Raw genomic sequence first — 25,015 nt, 5'->3', positions numbered from 1 at the left:
TACGCGCTAAATTCCCCAAAGATACCAAGCCTCGCCTAAAAAGCGGGGCTTTTTTTATGCCTGAATTCTGGAGTGACAATGGCCTACGATCCACAGCAGTTACAGCAGCAGCGCCCTGAACAGCAAACGGCGAACAATAACCGGCAGGGACTGAATATTCAGCAACCCGGTGAGCTATCCGATTTCGATCGCCAGTTCTTTTCTCCTGAAAACTGGAACAAAAAGCCGGTCGAAGCCAGCGTGACGCTTGGCGATATTGTGAAAGCGGCAGTCGCCGCGCCACTGGATATGGTGTCTGCCGGTGGCGAGCTGTTCAGAGCAGGCAACCAGCTTCTTGATGATAAAGCAGATGCTCAAGCGCGGGAGTACCAAAAACAATATGGCATTGATGACCAAACCATGGCGGTTATGCGCCAGACTGCGGGAAACCCGTTATCCCGTGCGGGCAGTGCCATTATTCAGGGCGTCGGCAGTCTGGCTGGCGCTGCGTCACAGAAGATCAAAGACTCCTACAGTGACGGAGCAAAAAAAGCGGCCTCTCTGGATTTTGTAAGCGCAGAACGGAACAAGGAAGGCAATATTACCGGGTTGCGTGCCGGAGAAGGGTTGTTCGATAAGGATACCTGGCTAATCAATGCCGTGCCGACCATCGCGCAATTGATTAGCGGTGGGGCTATGTCGAAAGTTGGGGCCAGCGCTGCGCGAGAGATGGCGGAGCGCGCGGCTTTCAATCGTCTCAGCAAATCTATGCCGGAAGAGGCTGCCCGTCAGTTAGCAAAGGAAACGGCTGATCGTGCGGCCGCCGTTGCAGGTAAAAGCACTTTTGTTGGCACCATGGCGGCGTCTGCTCAGGGGCAGGGTGGCATTGACATGCGCAACGAAATCAATGCCCTTTCATTTGACGAACTTACGCAGAGCAAGACATTTCAGCAGGCGTTTTCAGACGTTGATTCTGATCCGCAGTATGCCAGGCTGGATGATACGCAGAAATTGACGCTTGCACGCAACATGGTAGCCGATCGCGCGGCTACGGCGGTGACGGCAGACCCACGACTGCTGGCGGTAAATATCGCCGCCTCCACCCTCGGAGATCACACCCTGCTGTCATTGTTGACGAAGAAAGGGGCAGCCAGTGGCGTGGCATCAGGTGTTGCGGCTGGCGCTCTCTCTGAAGGGGCGACTGAATTTGCTCAGGGTGCAGGGCAGCGCTATGTCCAAAACCAGCAGTTGATCGGCACTGCCGGGCAGAAAATCGACCCGATGAAAGATGTGTTGGAGGTCGGGGCGAACAATGCCGTTGTAGGGGCGGGCATGGGTGGGGCTGCTGGTGCTGTTGGGGGATGCGTGGGCACCACGCCAATCAATCGCCCGATAGCACGGTAGATACACCTGAATGGAAAGCATCATACCAGGAAGGAAATCAGGATAATGGCTCTTCTATCCCGGTAGTGAAAATGGGTGATGATGCGCCCCCACCTGGGTATACCGGTGAATGGCGTGATGGTGGCCCGGTTATCTCCGTAACAGAGGGGCGGAACAACCAGCATTATCACCCTATGAAGAGGCAAGGCAGCGGTATGCAACACAAGATCGTGCTGCCATGCTGCGAGAGTATGCCAGTGCGGATTTGACCAATAACAGTGAATTGAAACGGGCGGCAAGTGAACGACTCGATGAACTGGATCAGCATGAAAAAATTGCTCAAAAGGTAGAGGCATTCAAGCAACAGTCCGATGATGAACTGTTGACGACATACCGCAAATTGAATGAAAACCCTAAGCGCTCTGAGGAAGAACAATTGCAGCATGAGGCTGTACGCACCGTGCTTTCAGAGCGTCTCGGTATTGATGCCAAAGGGAAGCAGCAGCCTGCGCCCCAGCCCCTCCATCAGCAGTCTGCACCTGAAGTGGAGTCGCTGCAATCAGCCACACCAGATAATCAATCACCAAATGGCATTCCCCCTGGGCGTATGGACGCATTCCGTGATACGCCGGCGTATCTGCGCCAAGACTCACGCATTCAGGGGTTCGCTGACGATAGCGATGTCCAGCGCGCGCTGGCAGAGCAACAATACGCGCCAACGGCTGAAGAACTCATTAGCCAACAAATGGGGCAGGGCGATCAGGGATATACGCCAGAGGAGCTGGCCATTATTGAGCAGGCTGAAAAAATCCGGGCAGCACGCACACCTCGACTGCCAGCCCCCGGGCAAACATCTGTTATCGCCATGCCCGGGGAGCTTCACCCGATGATGAGCGATGAACGGGCTGCGGGCAGCGGGCCGCAGTTCGATGCCGGGCGGCAGGTGCGCGGACAGTCTTTTATTCCCGCCGAACGCCCACAGGCGGGCAATGAGGTGGGGCGAGCCAGCCAAACCTATGACAGCGAGACGGTGCCGACACATGCTATTGAGGATAAAGGCATTATTTTTTCTGGTTCACCGACAATTGATGAGGGGCAGACAGCGCAGCCGCCACAATTTACATCTGGGGAAACACGCACTCAGCGCAAGACGCGAGAGTTTACCGAGGCAATGGGGGGCAATAATCAAGCCGCGTTGCCCGACCAGCGCCACCGTGTTGCAGGTGTGCCTGTCGATGCGACAACGGAAGCCTATGCGCGCGGTGAACCTGTCGGTGAATTGAAGTTCTACACGAAAAATCGCCCCTTCACGAGTGAGCCTCTGGCCCGTCACTCAAAGTGGGGGAAAATGCCAGGTGCCACGGTCGAAGAGGTTGAGGGGGGGTATGCGGTACGGCTTCCTGCTCCAGAATATGGACAACAAGGAAAGGCTGCCGGTTTCGGTGAGGAACCGCGTGGCACCACACAGAATAGCGGTAAACCGGCAAAGATTGAGGTGTTTCGTCGTCAGGCCGATGGGCAGGTGTTCTTAGGATATAAAGACAGTACACGGGTATTACCGTTAAAAGCCGGGTTTAAAGACAGCGCAGAGGCGCGGGCCTATCTGAAAGATAACCGTGCCGAGTTGGATGAAAAGCTGGAGAAGCTACGCAAGACCCTCAACGACAACGCCTCCAAAAATGGGGGCGTTGCTGTTTCTGGGGTGGATATTGGCGGGGGCAACATTATTCACGATGGCAGTTTCAGTAGAGACGGACACAAACCAGAAACGGGAATGCTGCGCGACCGGGTGCAACTGGCCTCCGATCTGTTCGTCTCTCACCTGAACGGCGCAGCTAAAATCAAAGTGAAGGCCGTGCAAACGCAGGCCGAAGCGGCAGCTATGATGCCAAATGGTATCCCGGCGGAATTTGGCACTGTGCACGCTATCTATCAGCCAGAACTCAGCCGGGTGATCGTCATCGCCGACAATATTGCAGGCCCGCGTGAGCTGCGCGCCAAGCTGAGCCATGAAATCATCGCCCATCATGGGCTGGCGTCGGTGATTGGTGATGTGGAATATGACCGCATCATGCGGGTGCTGCACCAGACGCGTGAGAGCAAGAACAAAACGATTCAAGAGGTATGGCACCAGGTGGAACGTTCCTACGGCAACGAATCGCTGGAGGAGCAGGCCAATGAATTTCTGGCGCATATGGCAGAGCGCAGCGAGCTCACCGGGCTTGGGGGCATGTGGGATCGCTTTATCTCACTCCTGACCACCGGGCTTCGAAAAGCAGGCGTAATCAGCCATGCCGACATCACGCCGGCGGAAATCCGCAATATCCTGCGCACCATCACTGGCCGCTTTAAGAAAACGGCGATGTATGCCAATGAGAAGCCCGGTACGCGCGAGTTTGAGGATACGTTTTCACGCACTGATGCGCTGTATTCGAAAGCAGACGACACCGATCCGCTTCGACCACTGCCGGAAGAGGCAGAACAGTACCGAACTGAACTGGGTAATGCCATGCGGTCGATGCGGTCTGGGGACATGTCCATCAGGATAGGCAGAACTCCCCCAGTGTTACGTGCTTTGGGCGCGCCGAATCTGGACATGTATATCAATCGCGATACGGTGCGCAAAGCCACTAATGGGGTGAAACATGACGTCCCTTTATCGGTGATCGAACATCTCCCCGAACTCATGCACGATCCCATTACTATATATCGTTCAGCCACACAGGATAATGCTGTCGTTGCGTTGCTCGAAGCAAATGATATGAACGGAAACCCTGTTGTCTCAGCGGTTCATATGAGCGCAGCACAACGGCGTATAGAGGTAAACCGGATCGCGTCGGTTTATGGCACAGAAGAAGGCAAGAAGATCAAAACAATGGAGAGGGAAGGTTTGGTCTTGTATCGTCGCAAAAAAGAAAACCCTGATAACCCTCATTCACAGGGGCTCCAATTGCCCAAGGAGGAGCGTTCTTATCAAGGTTCAGATCAAAATATACTCTCATCCGCCGATATCCGCAAGAACAAGGCCCTGTACTCACGCACCGGCAACCCGGCAATGGATGCAGAAACCAGCCGCAAAATGGGCTTTAACGTTGATAAAGGTTGGTTTGATAAAGCCAAGGACTTCTACCAGATGGCTGCCGACAGCGATCGGACGGAACTGAAACAGTGGTGGCGCGAAACCTTCCGCAAACTGAACACCCGCACCTTTGATGGCCTGGCACCGCTGAAATACGCTGAAGACGCGGCGGGGGATTTTGACGCCAGTGTGTCGGGCTACACCGCCGCTCGCATGGCAGCCGGTGCCGGTGCGGTTTCGGGCGTGGTGTGGGAGCACGGTTTAGTGCGGTACAACAAAAAAGAGGGCGTTACCGAGCGTATCCCGGGAACGGGCAAAGCCGATTCATTGATGGGGATATTCGACGCATTGGGCAACCAGCGTGAAAACTTCCTGAAGTGGATAGCCGGGCACCGCTCTGAACGGCTGATGGCGGAAGGACGCGAAAACAACTTCACGGCAGACGAAATTGCGTACATGAAAACCCTGAATCGGGGTAACGAAGCGTTGTTTGCCGATCAGAAACGCAAATATGATGCCTTTATCAAGTCGATTCTGGATCTGCAACAGGACATGGGGCTGATTGATCCTGAAAGCCGGGTGATGTGGGAGGATGCCTGGTATCTGCCGTATTTCCGAGAAGCCGAGAACGGCGAGGCACACGGCCCCTGGACGACACGCGGCGTGGCCAACCAAAGCAGCACGGTGCGCAAGTTGAAAGGCAGCGAGTTAACTATCAAAGACCCGATTGAAAACCTGTTTAACTATGTGGCGAAATCGGTCGATGCCTCGATGAAAAACGAGGCGATGCGCCGGTCAGTGGTGAATCTGGCGGATACCGGCGTCGTTGAGGTGATCGAGAAACCGAACAAAATAGATTACGAACGCATCGGGAAAAATGTGGTGAAAGTGTACGTCGATGGGCAGGAGCAACTGGTGCAGGTCAATGATCCAGACCTCTATCGCGCGTTCACCATGATTGATATGGAGCGCAGCAATTCCGTGTTCATGAAAGCGGCGCGCCAGGCTAAACGGGTGTTGACCATCGGCACGACGGCGATGCCGGACTTCATTTTGCGCAACTTTATGCGTGACTCCCTGCATTCCTGGGCCATCAATAAAGATGGTTTTCGTGCCGGGATATCCTCGTTGCAGGGGCTACGCAAAGCGCTGGCCACGGATGACACACTGGTGGACATGATGGCCGCTGGCGCTACGTTTGGCGGTGGTTATCTTAACGCTTACGATCCGACAGGGTCGGCAGCCAACATCCGCAAAGTGCTGCGCCGCAAAGGATACAGCGACAGCCAGATGCGTGAATTCGAATCGACGCTGGTACGCAGCGGCAAGGATGTACTGGATAAGCTGGAAACCGCATGGGAGAAATACCGGCATATCAGTGAAGGGGCGGAAAATGCTAACCGCGTGGCCACCTATGATGCTGCATTAAAATCCGGCAAAAGTAAGGCACAGGCGGCGTTTGAAGCGCGCGACTTGATGGACTTCAGCATGATGGGCTCGAGCAAACTGATTATCGGTCTGACCGATGTGGTGCCGTTTCTCAATGCCCGCCTGCAGGGGATGAGCAAACTGGGTAGGGCGATAAAGGACGATCCACGAGAGGTATTGAAGCGAGGGGGTATATCGCTGGTTTGTCTTTAGCTCTTCTGGCGCTGAACTGGGACGATAAGCGCTATAAAGAACTGCCTGACTGGGATAAAGATGCCTATTGGCATTTCTTTTTAGGTGATCAACACGTTCGTTTCCCTAAGCCCTTTGAAATCGGCCTGATGTTTGGCACAACGTCGGAGCGTTTCGTGCGTATGCTGGGCGGTGAAGATTCCCCCGGTAAGTTCGGCAAAGTCATCGCGAGAAATTTTCTTGAAACGATGGCATTCAATCCCATCCCACAGGTGGTGAAGCCGATGGCAGAAGCCTATGTGAATTATGACTTCTTCCGTGGCGGCCCTATCGAGAGCATGGCAGACAGTAACCTGATTGCTGCCGCGCGCTACAATGACCAAACCAGCTTACTGATGCGTGAAATCGGCGCGGCGACCGGGCTGTCTCCCAAGATGCTGGATCATATTGTTCAGGGGTATACCGGCACGCTGGGGGCGTATGTGTTGGGGGCAACCAATATTGTTGCGCGGCAGTTCAGTGATGCCGGCGAAACGCCAGCACTGCGGCTGGATGAATTGCCGGTTATCAAATCGTTTCTGCGCGGCTCTGACCCTGCCAAATCAACGCAATTCGCCGATGATTTCTACCGCATGATGAACCAGGCCAATCAGATTAGCCGCACGATTAATGCCTATCGGGAACAAGGGCGTAAGGATGATGCCAGCACCCTGAAGACAGAAAGTGCCGGGCTGTTATCAAAACGGAAAATGATGACAGAAACACAGAAAGCGGTTCGCCAACTGAATGATCGTATCGAGATGGTGCGTATTGATCGCACGCTATCGGCAGACGAGAAGCGAGAGCGCATTAACCGCATGATGGCCCAGCGAAACACACTCTATCAGCAGGCAGTAGAAAGAGTGAATCCGTATTTTGACCGATAAAGGTGGGGGATTGGCGTGGCAGTTTTTATCATCAGGGATGCGGCGGGTAATATTGTACTGGATCTGTCAAATAGCATTACAAAAACATTGGGATATTTTACGGTTGAACCGGGAATATCTCAGTCCATCACCATCCCGGATCTTTATGGTGGACGACTGTGGGTGTCTGTCTCGGCAGAGCAAATAAAATTCGATATTGGCGTTTGGAGCACACCTCCCTCGGCGGTAATTAACGGGAATACCATCACAGTGGCAACGACCAGGGATGTTCGTTGCTTCTGTGTTTACGGGATTTATTAATAATGGCATTTGTTCGGGTTGTAAACGACAGCGGTATAACGCTGATCGATTCTGAGGTGTTTAATTTATATTTATCTCAGAAAGGGCAACTAACTATGAATTGGGATGTGAATATTGGTGATTGCATGGTTATAACCTATAATGCAAAATCCAATCTCCCGCCACTGCTAGCTATATCCTGTTCTAGTCATCACGCGTCACTGCTTTCGGTTAAGAAAAATGGAAATGTATATACCTATACTATTATTTATGTTGATTCATCATCTGTTAATTCAGCGGTGATTGGTGACTATTATATCTTTGATGTCGGGATATTAACGAGGTCTGGTACAGGTGGGTTAATAATCAGAAATAAGGATGGTTATGTTACGTTTGACAGTGATAATCAATACTTGCGAGTACATTCAGTGGAGAGTTATGCACCATCAGGTTGGGATGAGTTATCTGGGCCAGTGGGTGCAGATTCTGTCAGAGGGTTGCCAATGGGGAGGCGGTTTGCGGCAGTCACGAACAAAGTAGGGTATGTTTACACAGAAAGAATTAATGGCGGTGAAGTTATGTCAACATGGTACTATGACGGGGTGAGAATAGCGAGTATAGGAGGAAATATGTCACGACATATGGAACTCTATCAGCAGTCACTGTATGAAAGTGGCGGAGCTAATCAAACGCGAAATAGCTCCGACTCACAGTATATGATTGTGGATGTTACGGGATACTGATAAACCATTTATTACTGCGGAAATCTGTTCTCACAGTCTGATAAATTTTTGAATTTGCTTCCTTCAACCCATGTATATTTAAATGCATCACCAACCAGATATTCTGGCTGTTTAAAGCCTGCTCTTTTTTCATATATTGGCTGGTCGTATATATGCCTGCCTATTTCTATTTTCCCCCAGCATGTGGGGGGCTTTGGCGGGGTGCATGCTGAGGTTAGTAAAATGACAGGAATCAAGTGAAATAGTTTATTCATATTAGTTACCTTGTGAATTATTATATCACTAATGAAAGTCAGTGTGAGTTGCTGCCGAGAGTTTATCTTATTGTGCTCCTGATGCACATTGCCAGCGTCAGAAGTGCAATAAAACCAATAATCCCCAAAACGATACTTCCATCGCTATTCAAATCCATTCGGCATTTCTTCGCTATCATCAGCGCAGCAGCACCGAACGGAATGGCAAGAGCGGGGTGAATGGTCATCATAATGGCAGTCAGAATGAGGCAAAAAATAAAGATAGTGGATGACATATTTCCTCTTGGTTTAGGGGCAAGTTTAGAGGCAAAAAAAGAGAAAAGGGCAAAAAAAGGGCAATAAATGTGTAGTAAAAGGTATCTCATGGTGGAACTTATAATAAAGCAACATCATGAAATATAAATAAAAATTAAAACTATCAGTTATTTATATTTCAAGATGATACTTGTTGAGATTGTACTGCTGTTTAGGTGTAACAGATTGATTTTCTGACATTTAACGGTAACTCGTGTTCATGGGGCCGGTGCTCCAGCATTGCTGGGGGCTAAGTGTACCATTAAGTGCGTGGCAGGCCACATGGCAAGCGAAAGCTTGGCTACGGTTAACAACAGCGAGGCCTGCGAGAGTGCCTGCCTGCGAGAAAATACAGTGCAGAAATCAGATGAGGGTGATGTATCTGTGAGATTCTCTTCTTAGAGAACGATGTTTTTCATGTGGTTATAGTATGAAATACGCATACTGAAAGCGCGAGTGTCGATAGCCACAAATATCCTGCCAGCGGCCCTTTTTTCCCGCTATCAAACCGGGCTATCACTGCTATGCTGTGGGCGCAGTCAGGGCGGGTGTGACGCACTCAAGCACCTTGTCGCTGGAGACGGGCCTTTATCCGGGTGAATGTGTTGGTGAAAAAGAGAACCATACCCATGAAAAAATTGCTTTTGGCCGTGGTGGCCACGGCGATGTTGTCAGGCTGTTCCGTGTTTAGCACGAAAACGACCAGCCTGAGCAGTACCTTTGTTTCGCCTTACTATTTTTCTTACACCACTGCCCATGTGTTGCAGAAAAACACCAATTGGGTGGAGAACGTGTATTTGTCGGGGAATCCTGCCCGCTGGGATGAAATCCGTGGCACGTACCGTGCGGCGTTGCCGAAAATCACGCTGACTTACCGGGTTGAGCCCTCAAGTAACGGTTATCGGATAACGTATAACGGTGCGGTGAATTATCTGCTGCGGGCGCAGCACGGCGTCGAGAATGGCAAGGATATGGTTGAAGGTGAGAGCGTGCGCCAGTTCCTTATTCCTCAGCGTAGCGTGGAAGTGACGCCCGGTAAAAAAACCTTGCTGACACTCACCGATGATATCAAGGTTGAAGCGTCGCTGGAGCAGAAAGTCGAAATGCATTCGATAGAAGACCGCTAACCGGAATGGGCTAACGGGGATGGTGGCATTGCACCCGCCGAACCCGTCAGCTTCGTGCTTTCGATAGCGGGACAAATATCTTACGACACAGCATGTTTGGAAACTCATAATAAGACTCAGGAGCAGGTGACATCATGACGTTGCCGCAATGGCTGATAACAACAGCCGCAATGATGTTGGTAGCTTGCAGTAGCGAGCCGGTGGACAAAGGGCAAAGTCGCGCCACGGTGACAGCACCGCGCGCCTTCCAAGGGCAGGGAACTCCCGCAGAAGTAAACTGTATGCTGGCTGGCGGGCGCATGGGGTTATCGCGTCAGCTAAGCGGAGCCAGCATTGGCACATGCCTGCTGGCAAACGGCAAGCGCTGTGATGAAACCGCACTGCTGAATGGCCGCTGCCCGGCGGGTTGAGTGACGCAGGCAGGGCCAGCAACGTGCCTAGTGGTGCGTGGTGAATAACCGTTTAGCGGTGGCAACAGGCCACCGCCAACGCCCGTTACCCGGTGACCTGATTAGGGCAGGTTTCGCCTGCCATCAGTTGACGGATATTTTGCAACGTCGTGTGTGAAATGCTGGTCAGCGCCTCTTCGGTCAAAAAGGCCTGATGGCCGGTAAACAGCACATTGTGGCAGGCAGATAAACGGCGGAAAACGTCATCCTGGATCACGTCGTTAGATTTATCGCTAAAGAACAGATCGCGCTCGTTTTCGTAAACATCCATCCCCAGTGAACCAATCTTTTGCTGCTTGAGTGCATCGATGGCCGCCTGCGAATCAATCAGGCCACCGCGGCTGGTATTGACGATCATTACGCCGTTTTTCATGCGCCCGAATGCCTCCCGGTTGAGCAGATGGTGGTTTTCCGGCGTCAGCGGGCAGTGCAGGGAAATGACATCGGCAGCGGCATACAGCGTATTGAGGTCAACATATTGCGCACCCAATTCAAGCGCTTGCGGGTTCGGGTAGGGATCATGTGCCAGCAGTTTCATGCCAAATCCTTTGAGGATGCGCAGCGTAGCGATACCGATTTTACCGGTGCCGATCACCCCGGCGGTGCGCTGGTACATGTTAAAACCAATCAATCCCTCGAGAGAGAAATTGGCGTCGCGGGTGCGCTGATAGGCACGGTGGATGCGCCGGTTCAGGCTCATCATCATGCCAACGGCGTGTTCCGCCACTGCCTCAGGCGAGTAAGCCGGAACCCGCACCACCTGAATACCCAGCTCGCGGGCGGCGTCCAGGTCAACGTTATTAAAGCCAGCACAGCGCAAGGCCAGTATCTTGATGCCGTTGTTTGCCAGTTCGGTGAGCACGTCGCGTCCGGCGTCATCGTTCACAAAGATACAGACAGCATCACACCCTGCTGCCATCTTGACGGTGCGCGGGCTGAGCATGAAATCAAAAAACTCCAGCTCGTAGCCGAACTGTTGGTTTACCTGCTCAAGGTATTTGCGGTCATACTGTTTGGTACTGTAAATTGCCAGCTTCATGATTGTTTCTCCACAGGTATGGTCAGCCACGCTTGCCATCACGGCAAAAACGCGCAGCCCGATTAAGCTAGCAGAAAACCCTAAGCAGACAAACTGTTAGCGTAAATCATCAGAAAATAGGCGCATTGATAGCGAAAAACTTGCGACAGAAGCATGGCTGACAGCCCGGCGGCGGCAAGAGAAGCCGGGCTGTCAGTGGCGGGTTATCGGGATGCGCTAAACACCGAGACCGCCTGCGCCATCGTGGCTATCTGTTGTTGCAGATGATCGGTGGCTGAGTGCGACTGGCTGGCCAGCGCGGTATTTTGGTGAGTCAACTCATCGATACGGGTAACGGCGTCGTTAATCTGCTGCAACCCCTGCGACTGCTCTTTGGTGGCCTGGCTGATATCGTTCATCAGATGCGTCACTTCCTGCACTTTCACCAGAATATTGTTCATCGAGCGGTTGGTGTGTGAAACTTGCTGATCGCCGGTGCGAATGCTGGCCAGCGTGTTGTCGATAAGCCCGGCAATGTCTTTGGCTGAGGCGGCGCTACGTTGCGCCAGCGAGCGCACCTCGCTTGCCACCACCGCAAAGCTTTTCCCCTGTTCACCGGCATGTGCGGCTTCCACCGCCGCATTAATCGCCAGGATGTTGGTCTGGAAGGATAAATTATCCAGCACACTAATGATATCGGTGATGCGCTCACTGGCCCGGGTGATGGCTTCCATGGTGCTGGCCACCTCGCTGACCGCCTGCTCACCGACATTCACCACCTGATTCACATCCTCGGCATATTGCGAGGCACGCAGGGAGGCATCGGCATTCGTTTTAATGGTGGCATTGAGTTGTTCGACGGACGCGGCCGTCTGTTGCAGGCTCTCTTCGGTTTTTTCACAACACTCGGCCAGAATGTGGTTCCCCTGGGCAATTTCACCGCAGGCCCCTTTCAGCTCTTGCAGATTGATATTGACATCATCAACAAAGGTTCGGAAATTCATGCCGGACTGATTAACGGCGCGCATCAGCATGCCGATTTCATCGGCTCGATTCAGCGCGGCCAAACTGTTGGCCTGACCTGAGGCGGAACGCATTGCTTGTGCCAAAACCTGCTCTGTCGGTTTAGCCACATGCAGTACCAATAGCTCACACAGCAGGCCAGCACAGGCCATCAGAGTGGCAAACAGGCTCCAGACCAGTGCGGATTTAGGCAACAAAGCAAAGGCAATGGCCAGCGGCAGTAATCCTAACAGCCCGAAGTAACTGCGGATGCGCCAGCGTAACGCCATGGTTTTGAACATGCTGAGCCATTTTAGCGGCCCGGTATACACCAGCAGGCCGTGGTGAAAAGCCTGGTGCCTGAGCTGGCCTGTGTTGACTTTATCGTACAGCGCCTGCGCCTGGTCGATTTCATCGGCCGTGGCGGCGGTGCGCACCGACATATAGCCTATCAGTTTGCCCTCGCGCTTAAGAGGCGTGGTGCTGGAGCGTACCCAGTAATGGTCGCCATTTTTGCGACGGTTCTTCACCACGCCACACCAGATCTTGCCCGCTTTTAGCGTATTCCACATATCGGCAAAGGCTGACGGCGGCATATCCGGGTGACGGATAATATTGTGTGGCTGATTCATCAACTCTTCCGGCTCATAGCCGCTGACGGTGATGAAATCGGTATTGGCGTAGGTGATGTGACTGTCAGGTGTCGTTACCGACATCAGTTTGGTTCTGGCATCCAGCGAATACTGACGTTGACTGACAGGATAATTTTTACGCATGACGTATCCCTTTTGCGATATTGAAGGGGAGAGCAGGTTCGTATTGTTTGAATAATCAACCAAATCTGATGGTTGTGAATCACAGCGTTATCTGGCGATGTGTAATGCCTGGCATAACAATGGCACCGTGTTTGCCGGTCATCGTGCATCACGCAATGCTGTATTTATGTAAAAATTTTATCACAATCAGGTAATTGGTATGTACGGGTTTTGCGGTGGAATGTGAACTGAATGGTGAACAGGTGTGCAATATTTATTAAATTGCGCACTGAATGGCAACGCGGCGGCAGAAAAATCTTGTTTCAAACATCACGAGTATTGAAGAGAGCGCACGGTTGCTGAGGTGTGCTATTTGAGACGTGCGACTGGAATATTAAACGGGGAAGGCCGAACGGGTTGGTGTTGCGCGGTTATCCTGCGAAAAACAATTCGGCCGCACCCAAGGGGTACGGCCGGAATGTGATCAGCAAGGCGCGATTAGGCTGAAGCCAGACCTGAGATCGATTCCTTGGCTCCCGCCAGCGCTTTCTGCGCCATTTCCGGGCCATAGGCAAGGCCTTCAGCGAACACAAATTCTACGTCGCTGATACCGATAAAGCCCAGGAACAGACGCAGGTAAGGAGCCAGGATATCGCTTGGGGTATCTTTATGGATCCCGCCACGGCTGGTCAGTACGATAGCGCGTTTGCCTTTCACCAGGCCTTCCGGGCCCTGTTCTGTGTAGCGGAAGGTGACGCCCGCACGCGCGATCAGGTCGAAGTAGTTTTTCAACTGAGTCGGGATGTTGAAGTTGTACATCGGTGCGGCCAGTACAACCACGTCATGAGCCTGCAATTCGGCAATCAGCTCGTCAGACAGCGCCTTCGCTTCTTGCTGACGCGGCGTTAGCGCAGCGTCAGACGGGCGCAGCATGCCAACCAGTTCGCCATCCAGCACCGGCAGCGGATTAGCGGCCAGGTCACGTACCGTAATGGTATCGGCAGCGTTAGCCGCCTGCCAGGCAGCGGTAAAGTGATCGGCCAACTGATTAGACTGGGAATAACCTGCCAGAATACTTGATTTCAGAACGAGAACTTTGCTCATTGCCAATTCCTTGTTAAGTGTGACAAAGCGACGACTGTCGCCGGATGAATGCATCATAAGCGCGTTAATGACAACACGATAGTGCAATATTTCGAGTTCTTTGTTCGATTTTATTGAATGATAGAATCGGTCATGGAAATGGGGACGGCGCTTATAGCCTGTGCCAGCAGTGTGATACCATGCCCGCCGCAGAATTTGCGCCGTTTTCCGGTGCCGTGTTGGTTCTGGGTGTCGCGTTATTTGCGATATCGATAAGCAACCGGCACCGACTGCGATACCCGCAGCCCCATCAGGGCGGGTAACGTGCCTGTTGCCAGACGAGTTAAGGAATTGCACCGTGACATCACCTCTTCATGCGTTAGAACCCGAACTGAATGCCCTGATGCTGCGCGACCGCCAGCGTTTGCGCCGCCGTTTACAGGGGGCGATGAAAGTGGGCAACCCCCAGGCACAAGCGGCAATCGCGCAAGAAATCAGCCAGGAGATAGCGCGAGCCCGCGCCTATGTGGCGCAGCGCCAGGCATCACGGCCTGCGATCCATTACCCGGAGTCATTGCCGGTCAGCCAAAAGCGTGAGGAGATTCTGGCGGCAATACGTGACCATCAGGTGGTGATCGTCGCCGGTGAAACCGGATCAGGTAAAACTACCCAGTTGCCGAAAATGTGTCTGGAACTGGGGCGAGGTGTCACCGGGTTGATAGGCCACACCCAGCCGCGGCGGCTGGCGGCCCGCAGCGTGGCCGATCGCATTGCCGCAGAGCTGGAAACCTCGACCGGTAGCACGGTGGGGTATAAGGTGCGTTTTAACGATCAGGTCAGCGAGACGACGCTGGTCAAGCTGATGACCGACGGTATTTTGCTGGCGGAAATCCAGCAAGACCGGCTGTTGATGCAGTACGACACACTTATCATCGATGAGGCCCATGAACGCAGCCTCAATATTGATTTTATTCTCGGTTACTTACGGCAACTGTTGCCAAAACGCCCGGATCTCAAAGTTATCATCACCTCGGCCACCATTGATCCGCAGCGTTTTTCCCGTCATTTCAATCAGGCTCCTGTGATTGAAGTTTCCGGGCGAACCTATCCGGTAGAGGTGCGCTATCGCCCGGTGGTTGATGAGGCGCAAGACAGCGATCGTGACCAGTTGCAGGCCATTTTGGATGCCGTGGATGAACTCTGCCACGAAGGGCCGGGCGACATTCTGGTGTTTATGAGCGGTGAGCGTGAAATTCGTGACACGGCAGATGCGCTCAATAAGCTCGACCTGCCTCACACCGAGGTATTACCGCTCTATGCGCGGCTCTCCAGTCAGGAGCAAAACCGGGTGTTTCACTCCCACCACGGGCGGCGCATTGTGCTGGCGACCAACGTGGCGGAAACCTCGCTGACGGTGCCGGGTATTCGTTATGTGATAGACCCCGGCACGGCGCGCATCAGCCGTTACAGCTATCGCACCAAGGTACAGCGCCTGCCTATCGAGCCGATATCACAAGCCTCGGCCAATCAGCGTAAAGGGCGCTGCGGGCGTGTCGCGGCGGGTATCTGTATTCGCCTGTACTCCGAGCAGGATTTTCTCTCGCGCCCGGCCTTTACTGACCCGGAAATTCTGCGCACCAACCTGGCGTCGGTCATTTTGCAGATGACAGCGCTGGGCCTTGGCGATATTGACGCCTTTCCCTTTGTTGAAGCGCCGGATAAGCGCAACATTCTTGATGGCGTTCGCCTGCTCGAAGAGCTTGGTGCGCTTGAAACCCGCGAGGATGGCCCGTACCGGCTGACGCCGCAGGGGCGGCAACTGGCACAATTGCCCATCGACCCGCGTCTGGCACGTATGGTGCTGGAAGCCCGCCAGACCAGTTGTGTGCGTGAAGCGATGATCATTACCGCTGCGCTGTCGATTCAAGACCCGCGCGAGCGCCCGGCAGAGAAAAAGCAGGCCGCGGAAGAAAAGCACCGTCGCTTTGCCGATAAAGAGTCGGATTTTCAGGCTTTCGTTAATCTGTGGGATTACCTGCAAGCGCAGCAAAAAGCGCTCTCTTCCGGTCAGTTTCGCAAACTGTGCCGCACCGAGTACCTGAATTATCTACGGGTGCGCGAATGGCAGGATATCTACACCCAGTTGCGTCAGGTGGTAAAAGAGCTCGGTTTCCCGGTGAACAGTGAACCGGCGGATTACCGCAGTTTGCACTGCGCACTGCTGACCGGGCTGTTATCACACATCGGACAAAAAGATGTCGAAAAGCAGGAGTTTAGCGGTGCGCGCAATACCCGTTTTGCCCTGTTCCCCGGCTCCGGCTTATTCAAAAAACCGCCCAAGTGGGCGATGGTGGCCGAACTGGTGGAAACCAGCCGCTTGTGGGGGCGCATTGCCGCGCGCATTGAACCGGAGTGGGTGGAGCCGCTGGCCCAGCATCTGGTGAAGCGCAGTTACAGTGAGCCGCACTGGGAGAAAGCGCAGGCGGCGGTGATGGCGCAGGAGAAAGTGACGCTGTATGGCCTGCCGATTGTGGCGGCGCGTAAAGTCAACTACGGCACGATTGACCCGGTAGTATCGCGCGAGCTGTTTATCCGCCATGCGCTGGTGGAAGGTGACTGGCAAACCCGGCATGCGTTTTTGCGCGCCAATCAGGCGCTGCGCCAGGAAGTGGAAGAGCTGGAAAACAAATCGCGCCGTCGTGACATTTTGGTCGATGACGACACGTTATTTGCGTTTTACGATCAACGTATTGGGCAGGATGTGGTGTCCGGGCGTCACTTTGATAGCTGGTGGAAGCAGGCCTCGCAAGCGAACCCTGACCAGCTCAATTTTGAAAAAACCATGCTGATTAAAGACGGTGCACAGCGGGTCAGCGCGCTGGATTACCCGAATTACTGGCAGCAGGGGGAGTTGCGTTTGCGCCTGACTTACCAGTTCGAGCCGGGAGCCGATGCCGATGGCGTGACGGTGCATATTCCGCTGCCGGTACTCAATCAGGTGAAAGAAGAGGGGTTTGAGTGGCAGATCCCGGGGCTGCGAAACGCATTGATAGTGGCGCTGATAAAATCACTGCCCAAACCGGTGCGGCGTAATTTTGTCCCGGCTCCCAACTATGCCGATGCCTGTCTGGCGCGGGTGACGCCGCTGGAAAAACCACTGCTGGATGCGCTGGAGCGGGAATTGCGCCTGATGACCGGCGTGAGCGTTGATCGCGACAGCTGGCAGTGGGATCAGGTGCCGGATCATCTGAAGATGACCTTCCGCGTGGTGGATGATAAGCACCGTGCGCTGCGCGAAGGGAAGAGCCTGCGTGCGCTGAAAGAGCAATTACAGGATAAGGTGCAGCAAACGCTGTCAGCGGTGGCGGATGACGGTATCGAACAGCGTGATTTGCACATCTGGAGTTTTGGCTCGCTGCCGGAGTGCTATGAGCAAAAGCGCGGCGGTTATTCGGTAAAAGCCTACCCGGCATTGGTGGATGAGAAAGACAGCGTAGCCATTCGCCTGTTTGATACGCCGCATCAGCAACAGCAAATGATGTGGCGTGGTCAGCGTCGTTTGCTGCTGCTGAACATTCCATCGCCGATCAAGTACCTGCACGAAAAACTGCCCAACAAAGCCAAACTGGGGTTGTACTTTAACCCGTATGGCAAAGTGCTGGAGTTGATTGATGACTGCATCGCCTGTGGCGTGGATAAACTGATGGCGCAGGCCGGTGGCCCGGCCTGGCAAGAAGCGGATTTTCGCCAGTTGCATGAGCGGGTGCGCGCTGAGCTTAACGAAACCGTGGTGGATATTGCCCGTCAGGTTGAACAGATTCTGACGGCGGTGTTTACCATCAATAAACGTCTTAAAGGCCGGGTGGACATGGCGCTGGCGCTGGCTCTCGGTGATATCAAAAGCCAGATGAACGGGCTGGTGTTTCGCGGTTTTGTGACGGATAACGGCTGGCAACGTCTGCCGGATGTGCTGCGTTACCTGCACGCCATTGAGCGGCGGCTGGATAAGCTTGCACAGGATGTTCACCGCGATCGCGCCCAGATGCTCAAAGTCGGGCAGGTGCAGCAAGCCTGGCAGCAGTGGTTAGGCAAGTTACCGCCGGAGCGGCGTGAAGAGGAAGAGGTGAAAGCCGTCCGCTGGATGATAGAGGAACTGCGAGTGAGCTATTTTGCCCAGCAACTGGGTACGCCTTACCCCATCTCTGATAAACGTATCGTGCAGGCTATGGAGCAGATTGACGGGTAATGCACGGGCGGTTTGCCGCTATCGGCCGGACGTGCGCCGGTAGCGGTCTGCCCTCGTGAGAGTGTGCTATGTCAGGCGGGTATTTACCGCCCGATACCTTTCGACATCGCTTCCAACGAGTGATAAATCGCGCTCACTGCGACAGCGCGGTTGTCGTCTTCGTTGCGCTCGCTGGCATCCGGGGCGGAGCTTTGCACACCAATGAGCACCCAATTTCCGGCCGTTTTCAGCAACAGCGGCGAGCCGCTATCACCGGGTAAGGTGTCACACTGGTGCGCCAATACCGATTCATCTACCCAGCCGGTTATCAGGCAATTCTGATGACGATACAGCTCATCTTGGTGATCTTCAGGATAGCCGGCCTGAGTCACGCGCTGTTCTGCCTGTGCCAGTGCGGCTTTGAGTTCATCCTGCGTTCCCTGCCAAAGCGGTAAGGGGCGAATGCCCGGCGGGGTGTCTTTGAGGTGAATTAAGGCAAAATCCCACGGTGCGGCCTTGGGCGGCACTATCCAGCCCTCGCCATCGGCTTTGAGCATTTTGCCGAGCTTTTTATTCGACAGTGCGCTGATGTGGCTGGTTTCATATTTCCACCCCTGTTCAGTTGCCATAAAACGCAGGGCAACCGGTTTATCCGGCACACCGGGCGGCGTCACAAGACAGTGACCGGCGGTGAGTGCCAGGTGGGGCGAAATCAATGTTGCGGTACACAGATTGCCGCTGGTGGTTTCCAGTTGACCGATTGCCTGCCAGGGCCATTGGGTGGTATCTGCCACCGGGTCACGATCGTCATGATTAAAAAACAGGGTCTGTTTTTCTTGTTCCGTCATGGTTGACGACGGGGCGCTGTCGGCCCAGACGGCAGGGGTTAGCGTGGTTAAGGAGCACAACAGCCAGGCAGATATACGCATGAAGAACGAGCCTTTAAAAAATGAGATACCGCATATTGAGTCATCAATCCGGTATTCACGCAACCTGCCTGAATCAGGCAAAGAAAAGGGCTGGTTTGTCAGGCTCGTGTTGGTCTGATGAATTGAAGACCCGGTTTGGGTGCGCCAGTGCGTGCATCCAGTTACAGGAAAAACACGACTGTGACCAGCGCACAGATGAGCAGGAAGGACAGCACTATTTCGAATGAGTAACGCCGCAGCATTATTCAGTCCCCCATGAAACAAACACCCGGCGAACCGGGTGTTTGATAACGCTAGTGTCATGTCGGCAGAGTGAAACGCGTTCGAGCTACCGCTGAGTCATGACCATTGATGATAAACCGGGTGAATTAAGCGGCTGTCGGAGCAGCTTTTTTCGCTTTTTTCACTTTTTTGTGTTTTTTAGCAGCCTGCGCTTTCTGGGCAGCCGGTTTTTTAGCTTTTTTCACTTTCTTGGTAGCCTGCGCTTTCTGGGCGGCAGGTTTTTTAGCTTTTTTCACTTTCTTGGTGGCCTGTGCTTTCTGGGCAGCCGGTTTTTTAGCTTTTTTCACTTTCTTGGTAGCCTGCGCTTTCTGGGCGGCAGGTTTTTTAGCTTTTTTCACTTTCTTGGTAGCCTGCGCTTTCTGGGCGGCAGGTTTTTTAGCTTTTTTCACTTTCTTGGTGGCCTGTGCTTTCTGGGCAGCCGGTTTTTTAGCTTTTTTCACTTTCTTGGTGGCCTGCGCTTTCTGGGCGGCAGGTTTTTTAGCTTTTTTCACTTTCTTGGTGGCCTGCGCTTTCTGGGCGGCAGGTTTTTTAGCTTTTTTCACTTTCTTGGTGGCCTGCGCTTTCTGAGCGGCAGGTTTTTTGGCTTTTTTAGCTTTTTTCTTTGCCTGAGCTTTTTGTTCAGCCTTTTTCTTCTCTACTTTTTTAACCGGTTTTTTCGCTTCGTCAGCTTTAGCCGGAGCAGCAGCAGTCGTTGCTGCGGCAGGAGCAGCAGCCGGAGCAGTCGTACCCGCTGCGAAAGCGACAGAGGACAGACCCAGAGCCGCACCTGCGATCATCACTAAAAACTTGTTCATCTTAAATTCCTCATTATCCGGTTTAGGTTTCGAACCTTTAGGTGGCCCGATGAATGAAGCATAGGAGAACATAAGCTAGCGATCTGTGAGTGTTTGGTTTCCGCGTGTAACGGATTGTACAGCGCCCTCGGATGTGAGCGTGGCTGCCGGTTTTTGCTCGATAACCGGCCAGCAGAATTGAAAGCGCGCCCCGCCCAACGGGCTGCTATCAACCGAAATCGTGCCGTGGTAAGCGCGGACAATCGCGCAGACAATTGCCAGCCCCAGCCCGCAACCACCGCTGCTGTTTTCTATCCCGGCGGCGAGGCGGATGAAGGGTTCGAACACCGCCTGACGATCTTCCGGCGCGATGCCGGGGCCATCATCTTCGACTTGCAGGCAAGCGGTGCGTTCATCCAGCGTTAACCCGACGCGCAGGCGCTGCTGACAAAAACGCAGCCCGTTATTAACCAGATTATTCAGCACGCGCTCCATCAGCCGCAGGTCTACGTAACCAAAATGGTGATGACTGGCGACATCCAGCTCGATGTGTTTGTCATCATGCACCAGTTGAAAGTCGTCAATCCGTTTTTGCAGCCACTGAGACAGGTCGATGGCATCGAGGTGCAGCGTCACCTGCGGACGGTCAAGGCGAGCGTAGGTCAGCAGTTCATCAATAAGTGCTTCGAGTTGCCCGACATCCCGATTGATGGCTTCCTGTTCGTCATCGCTCAGGTTATCACTCATGGCCAGACGGTAGCGTAACCGTACCAGCGGCGTGCGCAGTTCATGGGCAATATTGTCAATAAGCTGTTTTTTACTGCTGATTAATTGGTTGAGATTATCCGCCATGCGATTGAATGCCACCCCGAGGCGAAACAGGCTGGAGGTGTTGTCAAAATGGGTGCGCTCTTCAAGATGGCCATCACCGAGGCGCTGGGCGGCACTCTCCAGTTGCAGCATGGCTCGCCAGTGCGGGCGCATCCATAAAAACACTGGCAGCGCCAGTGACAAGCCAATCAGCACCAGAAACAGCAAGTTAACCAGTCGAATCTCGTGCAAAAAGAACAGATACGGGATAGGCCCGACGGCCAGTACATAGTGGCTTGCGGGAATGCGCTGAATAAAGGTGTACTCGTCATCCAGCGCGACAATTTCGCCCTGAATCAGCCGCTGCTGCGCCTGATTACTCAGGTGGTACTTGCTGATGGGTTCGATGTGCAGCTTAAAAGAGAGGTTAAGATCCATCTGGTTGATGGTTTTGTGCCACTCGCGCGGCGGGATAGATCGCAGCTCGTTATTAATCAGGTACAGCGAGCTTTTCATCAGGTCATCCATTGACTGACGACCGGCCCGCTCTGCGGTAACTTTGTACACTAGCCCGACCATCAGCGTCATGACCAGAAAGCTTGCAAACAACAACAGAAAGAACTGTACGAACAGTTTTTTCATGGTGTGCGTGTCTCCCAGGCATTGGGGGCAAACAGATATCCCTTGTTGCGTACGGTTTTGATACGCACTGGCTCCAGGGCGTTGTCGTGCAATTTTTTGCGCAGCCGGGAAATCGCCACATCAATACTGCGATCCATCCCGTCGTAGCTGACGCCTCGCAGGGCTTTTAGCAACGCTTCCCGATCCATAATTTGCCCGGCGTGCGTTGCCAGTAGCCAGAGCAAATCAAAATCCGAAGTAGACAGGGCGATATTTTCATCAGCCAGCGTGACATCGCGGTTAACCGGGTCGATACATAGCAAGCCAAAATGCAGTGATTTGTGCACCTGCATCTGGGTTTGTACCGGTTCATGCTTTTCTGCTGCTGGCTGGGGCGTGTTCGCGTACTGGCGAAAATGCAACCGCAGGCGGGCCAGTAACACGGCGGGTGGCGTGGTTTTCAGAATATAGTCATCTGCGCCCATCTCCAGCGATAAAATATGGTTCATATCGCTATCGAGGGACGTCAGCAGCACGATCGGGCCATTGAAGCGGGGGCGCAGTTCACGGCAGAGCGTCATACCGTCTTTACCGGGCAGCATGATGTCCAGCAACACCAGATCCGGTTGTTGTTGGTCGATGAACGCCAGCGCGTTGTCACCGCGTGGCTCAATGCGTACGTCAATATCATGTTTACCCAGATACGCGGCGATAAGTTTGCCTACTTCTGGATCATCTTCAACAAAAACAACTCTATACATGACATTCCACTCAAAACAGACTGCCTGACACATCAGCAGATATTAGCGCATGGCGGCTAAACCATGATTAAAGCATCCACACGGTATAAAGGCTCTGACGCAAGGTGCGCTGGATCGCATTGCCAGCAGAAAAGTCGTTGCTTTCGCCGGATCGCTCTACAATTATCGGTGACACTATACCTTAATAATCCTTTTTACGTTGTAATGGTTAAGATGAAATGGCGTAACACCACATGGTTTGACGCAAAGGAGATAAAGGATGGAAGAGGCTCACTACGGGCCTGCGGGCTCCGTGGAAAGGATATGTATCGACTATACCGCCTACCTTGGCGCATTGTGCCGTAAACGCTGGCGTTTTACGGATGCGCTGTACGGGGTATTGCCTGTTTTCGGCATGGTCACAAAATCCGCTGTGCACCAGCAGGCGACCCGCAATGATAAACTGCATGAGCTGGCAATGCAGGTGCTGTCTACCCAGGCCAGTGATGAAACCAATCTTTCGCGCCTGATAGCACTGGCGCAGCAGCAGGGTGTAACCGAACTGGATATCCGGCTGCCTTATGCGCTCTCTGGCGAGCAATTACAGGCTATCGATACGGCCTGTCGAGATTATACTCTGGCATTAACGCAACAGGCGGAGTACCTGTCTGTACGCCAGACCCCGGCTTTTGCTCACGAGTCACATGGCGGTTAATACCGGCATGTGTGCTGACGATAACTCATCCCATCAGCAACCATCCCGGCGTGCCTGATGGCTGGCTGTCACGGGGTAGCCGCTGTCATTGTATGACCACCGGAGCCGGTAGCGACTCCGGTGCGATTCAGATATCGCGCTCGGCATCGACTTGTGTGTCATTGAGCGCTTGTTCCAGCGTAGCGCAAAACACCAGCCGATTGGCGATGGGCGAAATATTGGCCCGTGCCAGCGTCTTTAACGGCTGGAATGGAATATCGGTAATAATCAGCTGTTTCTCCGCTGGCAGTAATTCGACAAACCGCCGAAAGGCATTGAGCCCGCCTGCATCGAGCACCGAGACGGCATCCCATTGTAAAATCACGGTTGGATAGGGGGCCGCCCGCTCCATTAACTCGCTAAACAGGCGCTCGGCGGCGGCAAAAAACAGCGGCCCATTGATGCGCAGCACCAGACGGTGGTCGGGAAGGGTGCCCGGCAGTTCGCTAAGGCGGGTCATGCGTGCGACGTTACCCATAAACAACAATGAGGCCAATACAATACCCACGGTGATGGCAATCACCATGTCGAACAGCACGGTGAGCGTCATGCACAGCAGGAGCACCAGAATGTCATCGCGCGGCGCGCGGCGCAGAATATCCACCACTTTATGCGCTTCACTCATGTTCCAGGCGACCAGTAACAGCAAAGCAGCCATTGCCGAGAGCGGCAGGTAGGAAAGCCAGGGAGCCAGCACCAGCAACGACAGCAGCACCAGCAGCGCATGAATCACGGCCGCCATCGGCGAGCTGGCCCCGGCGCGCACATTGGCGGCCGAACGGGCGATAGCGGCGGTGGCGGTAATGCCACCGAAAAATGGGGCAATGAGGTTACCGAAACCCTGCCCGAGGAGCTCACTGCTGGGATGATGTTTACGACCGGTCATGCCATCCAGCACCACCGCACACAGCAGTGATTCAATCGCACCGAGCATCGCCATCGAAAACGCCGCAGGCAGCAATTGCGACACGGTGTGCCAGTCGAGCACGGCGGGATGACCATCGGCGGCCGGTAGCTGCCACGGCAGGACAAACTGCGGCAGGATAGCTGGGATCCCTTGCCCACGCGAGCCATCGGCCAGCAGGTAGCTGAACTGGGAACCAATGGTCGCGACGTTGATCTGCACCGATGACAGCGCCGCCATTACGGCGGTTCCTGCCAGCAGCGCGGGCAGGTGCCCTGGCACGCGGATGCCGAATTTTGGCCAGACAATCAGCACCAGCAGCGTGGTCGCACCTATTAATGTGTCACCAGTATTCAGCGTGGGGAGTGCGTTTACCAGTGCCACCACCTTGTCGGTGTAATGTTCAGGCACATGGGCAAGCGTCAGGCCGAAAAAGTCTTTTACCTGCATGGTCGCTATCGTAATGGCAATACCCGAGGTAAAGCCCAGCGTTACCGGTAGCGGAATATACTCAATCAGCCGCCCCAGTCGGCACATGCCCATCAGCAGCAGGAAGACGCCGGAGAGCAGGGTCGCGAGCAGCAGCCCGGAGAGGCCAAATTGCTGAGAGACGGGGTAAAGAATGACTACGAATGCAGCGGTCGGGCCGGATACGCTGTAACGCGAGCCGCCGCTAAGGGCAATCACCAGCCCGGCAATGGCTGACGTATAAAGGCCGTATTGCGGCGGAACGCCACTGGCGATCGCCAGCGCCATGGCCAGCGGAATGGCGATAATCCCGACGGTAATACCGGCAATAACATCATGGATGAAACGAGGCAGCGTGTATTTTTCCCGCCAGCAGGCTTCAATTAGCGCACTGAACGGTCTGATACCGTTAATTCGGTGTGATTTCATGGAAAAACAAGACCAGGCAATGAAAAACAGGCGGGTCGATAGCGGCCCGTCACGGCCAGAGCGAATACCCGCAGCGCGTAGCATCAGGC

At 53.8% G+C, this 25,015-nt stretch carries 20 protein-coding genes; 9 read left to right on the top strand and 11 right to left on the bottom strand.

All coding sequences use genetic code 11. The features are described from left to right. The first annotated feature begins 78 nt into the window (after positions 1 to 78). From DAQ1742_RS11830 to DAQ1742_RS11805, 5 genes are all read left to right on the top strand, one after another. Positions 79 to 1,383 (top strand): hypothetical protein, encoded by a 1,305-nt coding sequence (locus tag DAQ1742_RS11830; RefSeq protein ID WP_180706129.1) that lies wholly within the window; start codon positions 79 to 81, stop codon positions 1,381 to 1,383. Positions 1,384 to 1,600: 217 nt separating this feature from the next. After that, entirely contained in the window at positions 1,601 to 6,082 is a 4,482-nt protein-coding gene (locus DAQ1742_RS20400; protein WP_197731758.1) for a MuF-C-terminal domain-containing protein, read from the top strand. After that, positions 6,073 to 6,987 carry an LPD38 domain-containing protein gene (locus DAQ1742_RS20395; protein WP_232046470.1) on the top strand — a complete coding sequence of 305 codons (915 nt, stop codon included), beginning with the start codon at positions 6,073 to 6,075 and terminating at the stop codon, positions 6,985 to 6,987. Before DAQ1742_RS20400 ends, DAQ1742_RS20395 begins: the two co-directional genes overlap by 10 nt. A 15-nt stretch (positions 6,988 to 7,002) precedes the next feature. Next, positions 7,003 to 7,287 (top strand): hypothetical protein, encoded by a 285-nt coding sequence (locus DAQ1742_RS11810; protein ID WP_145916174.1) that lies wholly within the window; start codon positions 7,003 to 7,005, stop codon positions 7,285 to 7,287. Positions 7,288 to 7,289: 2 nt separating this feature from the next. Further along, a complete protein-coding gene (locus tag DAQ1742_RS11805; protein WP_145916175.1) occupies positions 7,290 to 8,009 on the top strand; it encodes a hypothetical protein in 720 nt (239 codons plus the stop codon). A gap of 11 nt (positions 8,010 to 8,020) precedes the next feature. On the opposite strand, the gene cor is transcribed toward DAQ1742_RS11805, so the two are convergent. Together cor and DAQ1742_RS11795 are read right to left on the bottom strand one after the other, a co-directional pair. Then, complete coding sequence (gene cor / locus DAQ1742_RS11800; protein WP_145916176.1) at positions 8,021 to 8,263, bottom strand: phage exclusion lipoprotein Cor; 243 nt, start codon at positions 8,261 to 8,263, stop codon at positions 8,021 to 8,023. A gap of 62 nt (positions 8,264 to 8,325) precedes the next feature. Continuing rightward, positions 8,326 to 8,538 carry a hypothetical protein gene (locus tag DAQ1742_RS11795; RefSeq protein ID WP_067486869.1) on the bottom strand — a complete coding sequence of 71 codons (213 nt, stop codon included), beginning with the start codon at positions 8,536 to 8,538 and terminating at the stop codon, positions 8,326 to 8,328. Between the two features lie 648 nt (positions 8,539 to 9,186). Between DAQ1742_RS11795 and DAQ1742_RS11790 the strand changes: the two genes are divergently transcribed. Both DAQ1742_RS11790 and DAQ1742_RS11785 read left to right on the top strand, forming a co-directional pair. Continuing rightward, complete coding sequence (locus DAQ1742_RS11790) at positions 9,187 to 9,684, top strand: membrane lipoprotein lipid attachment site-containing protein (protein ID WP_035341387.1); 498 nt, start codon at positions 9,187 to 9,189, stop codon at positions 9,682 to 9,684. 134 nt (positions 9,685 to 9,818) lie between these two features. Next, positions 9,819 to 10,094: a putative hemolysin gene (locus DAQ1742_RS11785; RefSeq protein ID WP_035341390.1), complete on the top strand. Its 276-nt coding sequence runs from the start codon at positions 9,819 to 9,821 to the stop codon at positions 10,092 to 10,094. Positions 10,095 to 10,179: 85 nt separating this feature from the next. On the opposite strand, the gene DAQ1742_RS11780 is transcribed toward DAQ1742_RS11785, so the two are convergent. From DAQ1742_RS11780 to DAQ1742_RS11770, 3 genes are all read right to left on the bottom strand, one after another. Further along, positions 10,180 to 11,172: a 2-hydroxyacid dehydrogenase gene (locus DAQ1742_RS11780; RefSeq protein ID WP_035341393.1), complete on the bottom strand. Its 993-nt coding sequence runs from the start codon at positions 11,170 to 11,172 to the stop codon at positions 10,180 to 10,182. A 203-nt stretch (positions 11,173 to 11,375) separates the two neighbouring features. Continuing rightward, on the bottom strand, positions 11,376 to 12,929 hold the full coding sequence (locus DAQ1742_RS11775; protein WP_035341396.1) for a methyl-accepting chemotaxis protein: 1,554 nt from the start codon (positions 12,927 to 12,929) through the stop codon (positions 11,376 to 11,378). A gap of 477 nt (positions 12,930 to 13,406) precedes the next feature. Continuing rightward, a complete protein-coding gene (locus DAQ1742_RS11770; RefSeq protein ID WP_035341398.1) occupies positions 13,407 to 14,012 on the bottom strand; it encodes an FMN-dependent NADH-azoreductase in 606 nt (201 codons plus the stop codon). A gap of 337 nt (positions 14,013 to 14,349) precedes the next feature. Between DAQ1742_RS11770 and hrpA the strand changes: the two genes are divergently transcribed. Beyond that, entirely contained in the window at positions 14,350 to 18,237 is a 3,888-nt protein-coding gene (gene hrpA, locus DAQ1742_RS11765; RefSeq protein ID WP_071604070.1) for an ATP-dependent RNA helicase HrpA, read from the top strand. Positions 18,238 to 18,320: 83 nt separating this feature from the next. Here hrpA and DAQ1742_RS11760 read toward each other — a convergent pair whose 3' ends face one another. The 5 genes from DAQ1742_RS11760 to rstA form a co-directional block, all read right to left on the bottom strand. Beyond that, a complete protein-coding gene (locus DAQ1742_RS11760; RefSeq protein ID WP_035341401.1) occupies positions 18,321 to 19,145 on the bottom strand; it encodes a trypsin-like serine peptidase in 825 nt (274 codons plus the stop codon). Between the two features lie 161 nt (positions 19,146 to 19,306). Next, a complete protein-coding gene (gene ydgU, locus DAQ1742_RS20965; protein WP_456298327.1) occupies positions 19,307 to 19,387 on the bottom strand; it encodes a small membrane protein YdgU in 81 nt (26 codons plus the stop codon). Between the two features lie 126 nt (positions 19,388 to 19,513). Next, positions 19,514 to 20,293 carry an acid resistance repetitive basic protein Asr gene (gene asr / locus DAQ1742_RS11755; RefSeq protein WP_232046467.1) on the bottom strand — a complete coding sequence of 260 codons (780 nt, stop codon included), beginning with the start codon at positions 20,291 to 20,293 and terminating at the stop codon, positions 19,514 to 19,516. A 3-nt stretch (positions 20,294 to 20,296) separates the two neighbouring features. Continuing rightward, positions 20,297 to 21,652 (bottom strand): two-component system sensor histidine kinase RstB, encoded by a 1,356-nt coding sequence (rstB, locus tag DAQ1742_RS11750; RefSeq protein ID WP_180706128.1) that lies wholly within the window; start codon positions 21,650 to 21,652, stop codon positions 20,297 to 20,299. Continuing rightward, the gene (rstA, locus tag DAQ1742_RS11745) at positions 21,649 to 22,392 is read right to left on the bottom strand and encodes a two-component system response regulator RstA (protein ID WP_035341407.1); all 744 of its coding nucleotides are present in this window, start codon (positions 22,390 to 22,392) and stop codon (positions 21,649 to 21,651) included. Before rstA ends, rstB begins: the two co-directional genes overlap by 4 nt. Before the next feature lie 259 nt (positions 22,393 to 22,651). Between rstA and DAQ1742_RS11740 the strand changes: the two genes are divergently transcribed. Beyond that, entirely contained in the window at positions 22,652 to 23,086 is a 435-nt protein-coding gene (locus DAQ1742_RS11740) for a hypothetical protein (protein ID WP_035341410.1), read from the top strand. A 127-nt stretch (positions 23,087 to 23,213) separates the two neighbouring features. On the opposite strand, the gene dauA is transcribed toward DAQ1742_RS11740, so the two are convergent. Further along, positions 23,214 to 24,926 (bottom strand): C4-dicarboxylic acid transporter DauA, encoded by a 1,713-nt coding sequence (gene dauA / locus DAQ1742_RS11735; protein ID WP_035345910.1) that lies wholly within the window; start codon positions 24,924 to 24,926, stop codon positions 23,214 to 23,216. Between the last annotated feature and the right edge of the window lie 89 nt (positions 24,927 to 25,015).

Source organism: Dickeya aquatica, assembly GCF_900095885.1.
Lineage (GTDB): Bacteria > Pseudomonadota > Gammaproteobacteria > Enterobacterales > Enterobacteriaceae > Dickeya > Dickeya aquatica.
Note: the sequence above shows the minus strand (reverse complement) of the source record. Positions and strands in the feature narration are given on the sequence as shown.

What these genes read in the sequence shown, in the direction of transcription:
- DAQ1742_RS11830 (WP_180706129.1), top strand. Translation starts at nt 79, where the DNA reads ATGGCCTACGATCCACAGCAGTTACAGCAGCAGCGCCCTGAACAGCAA.
- DAQ1742_RS20400 (WP_197731758.1), top strand. Translation starts at nt 1,601, where the DNA reads ATGCTGCGAGAGTATGCCAGTGCGGATTTGACCAATAACAGTGAATTG.
- DAQ1742_RS11805 (WP_145916175.1), top strand. Translation starts at nt 7,290, where the DNA reads ATGGCATTTGTTCGGGTTGTAAACGACAGCGGTATAACGCTGATCGAT.
- cor (WP_145916176.1), bottom strand. Translation starts at nt 8,263, where the DNA reads ATGAATAAACTATTTCACTTGATTCCTGTCATTTTACTAACCTCAGCA.
- DAQ1742_RS11795 (WP_067486869.1), bottom strand. Translation starts at nt 8,538, where the DNA reads ATGTCATCCACTATCTTTATTTTTTGCCTCATTCTGACTGCCATTATG.
- DAQ1742_RS11790 (WP_035341387.1), top strand. Translation starts at nt 9,187, where the DNA reads ATGAAAAAATTGCTTTTGGCCGTGGTGGCCACGGCGATGTTGTCAGGC.
- DAQ1742_RS11785 (WP_035341390.1), top strand. Translation starts at nt 9,819, where the DNA reads ATGACGTTGCCGCAATGGCTGATAACAACAGCCGCAATGATGTTGGTA.
- DAQ1742_RS11780 (WP_035341393.1), bottom strand. Translation starts at nt 11,172, where the DNA reads ATGAAGCTGGCAATTTACAGTACCAAACAGTATGACCGCAAATACCTT.
- DAQ1742_RS11775 (WP_035341396.1), bottom strand. Translation starts at nt 12,929, where the DNA reads ATGCGTAAAAATTATCCTGTCAGTCAACGTCAGTATTCGCTGGATGCC.
- DAQ1742_RS11770 (WP_035341398.1), bottom strand. Translation starts at nt 14,012, where the DNA reads ATGAGCAAAGTTCTCGTTCTGAAATCAAGTATTCTGGCAGGTTATTCC.
- DAQ1742_RS11760 (WP_035341401.1), bottom strand. Translation starts at nt 19,145, where the DNA reads ATGCGTATATCTGCCTGGCTGTTGTGCTCCTTAACCACGCTAACCCCT.
- ydgU (WP_456298327.1), bottom strand. Translation starts at nt 19,387, where the DNA reads ATGCTGCGGCGTTACTCATTCGAAATAGTGCTGTCCTTCCTGCTCATC.
- asr (WP_232046467.1), bottom strand. Translation starts at nt 20,293, where the DNA reads ATGTTCTCCTATGCTTCATTCATCGGGCCACCTAAAGGTTCGAAACCT.
- rstB (WP_180706128.1), bottom strand. Translation starts at nt 21,652, where the DNA reads ATGAAAAAACTGTTCGTACAGTTCTTTCTGTTGTTGTTTGCAAGCTTT.
- rstA (WP_035341407.1), bottom strand. Translation starts at nt 22,392, where the DNA reads ATGTATAGAGTTGTTTTTGTTGAAGATGATCCAGAAGTAGGCAAACTT.
- DAQ1742_RS11740 (WP_035341410.1), top strand. Translation starts at nt 22,652, where the DNA reads ATGGAAGAGGCTCACTACGGGCCTGCGGGCTCCGTGGAAAGGATATGT.
- dauA (WP_035345910.1), bottom strand. Translation starts at nt 24,926, where the DNA reads ATGAAATCACACCGAATTAACGGTATCAGACCGTTCAGTGCGCTAATT.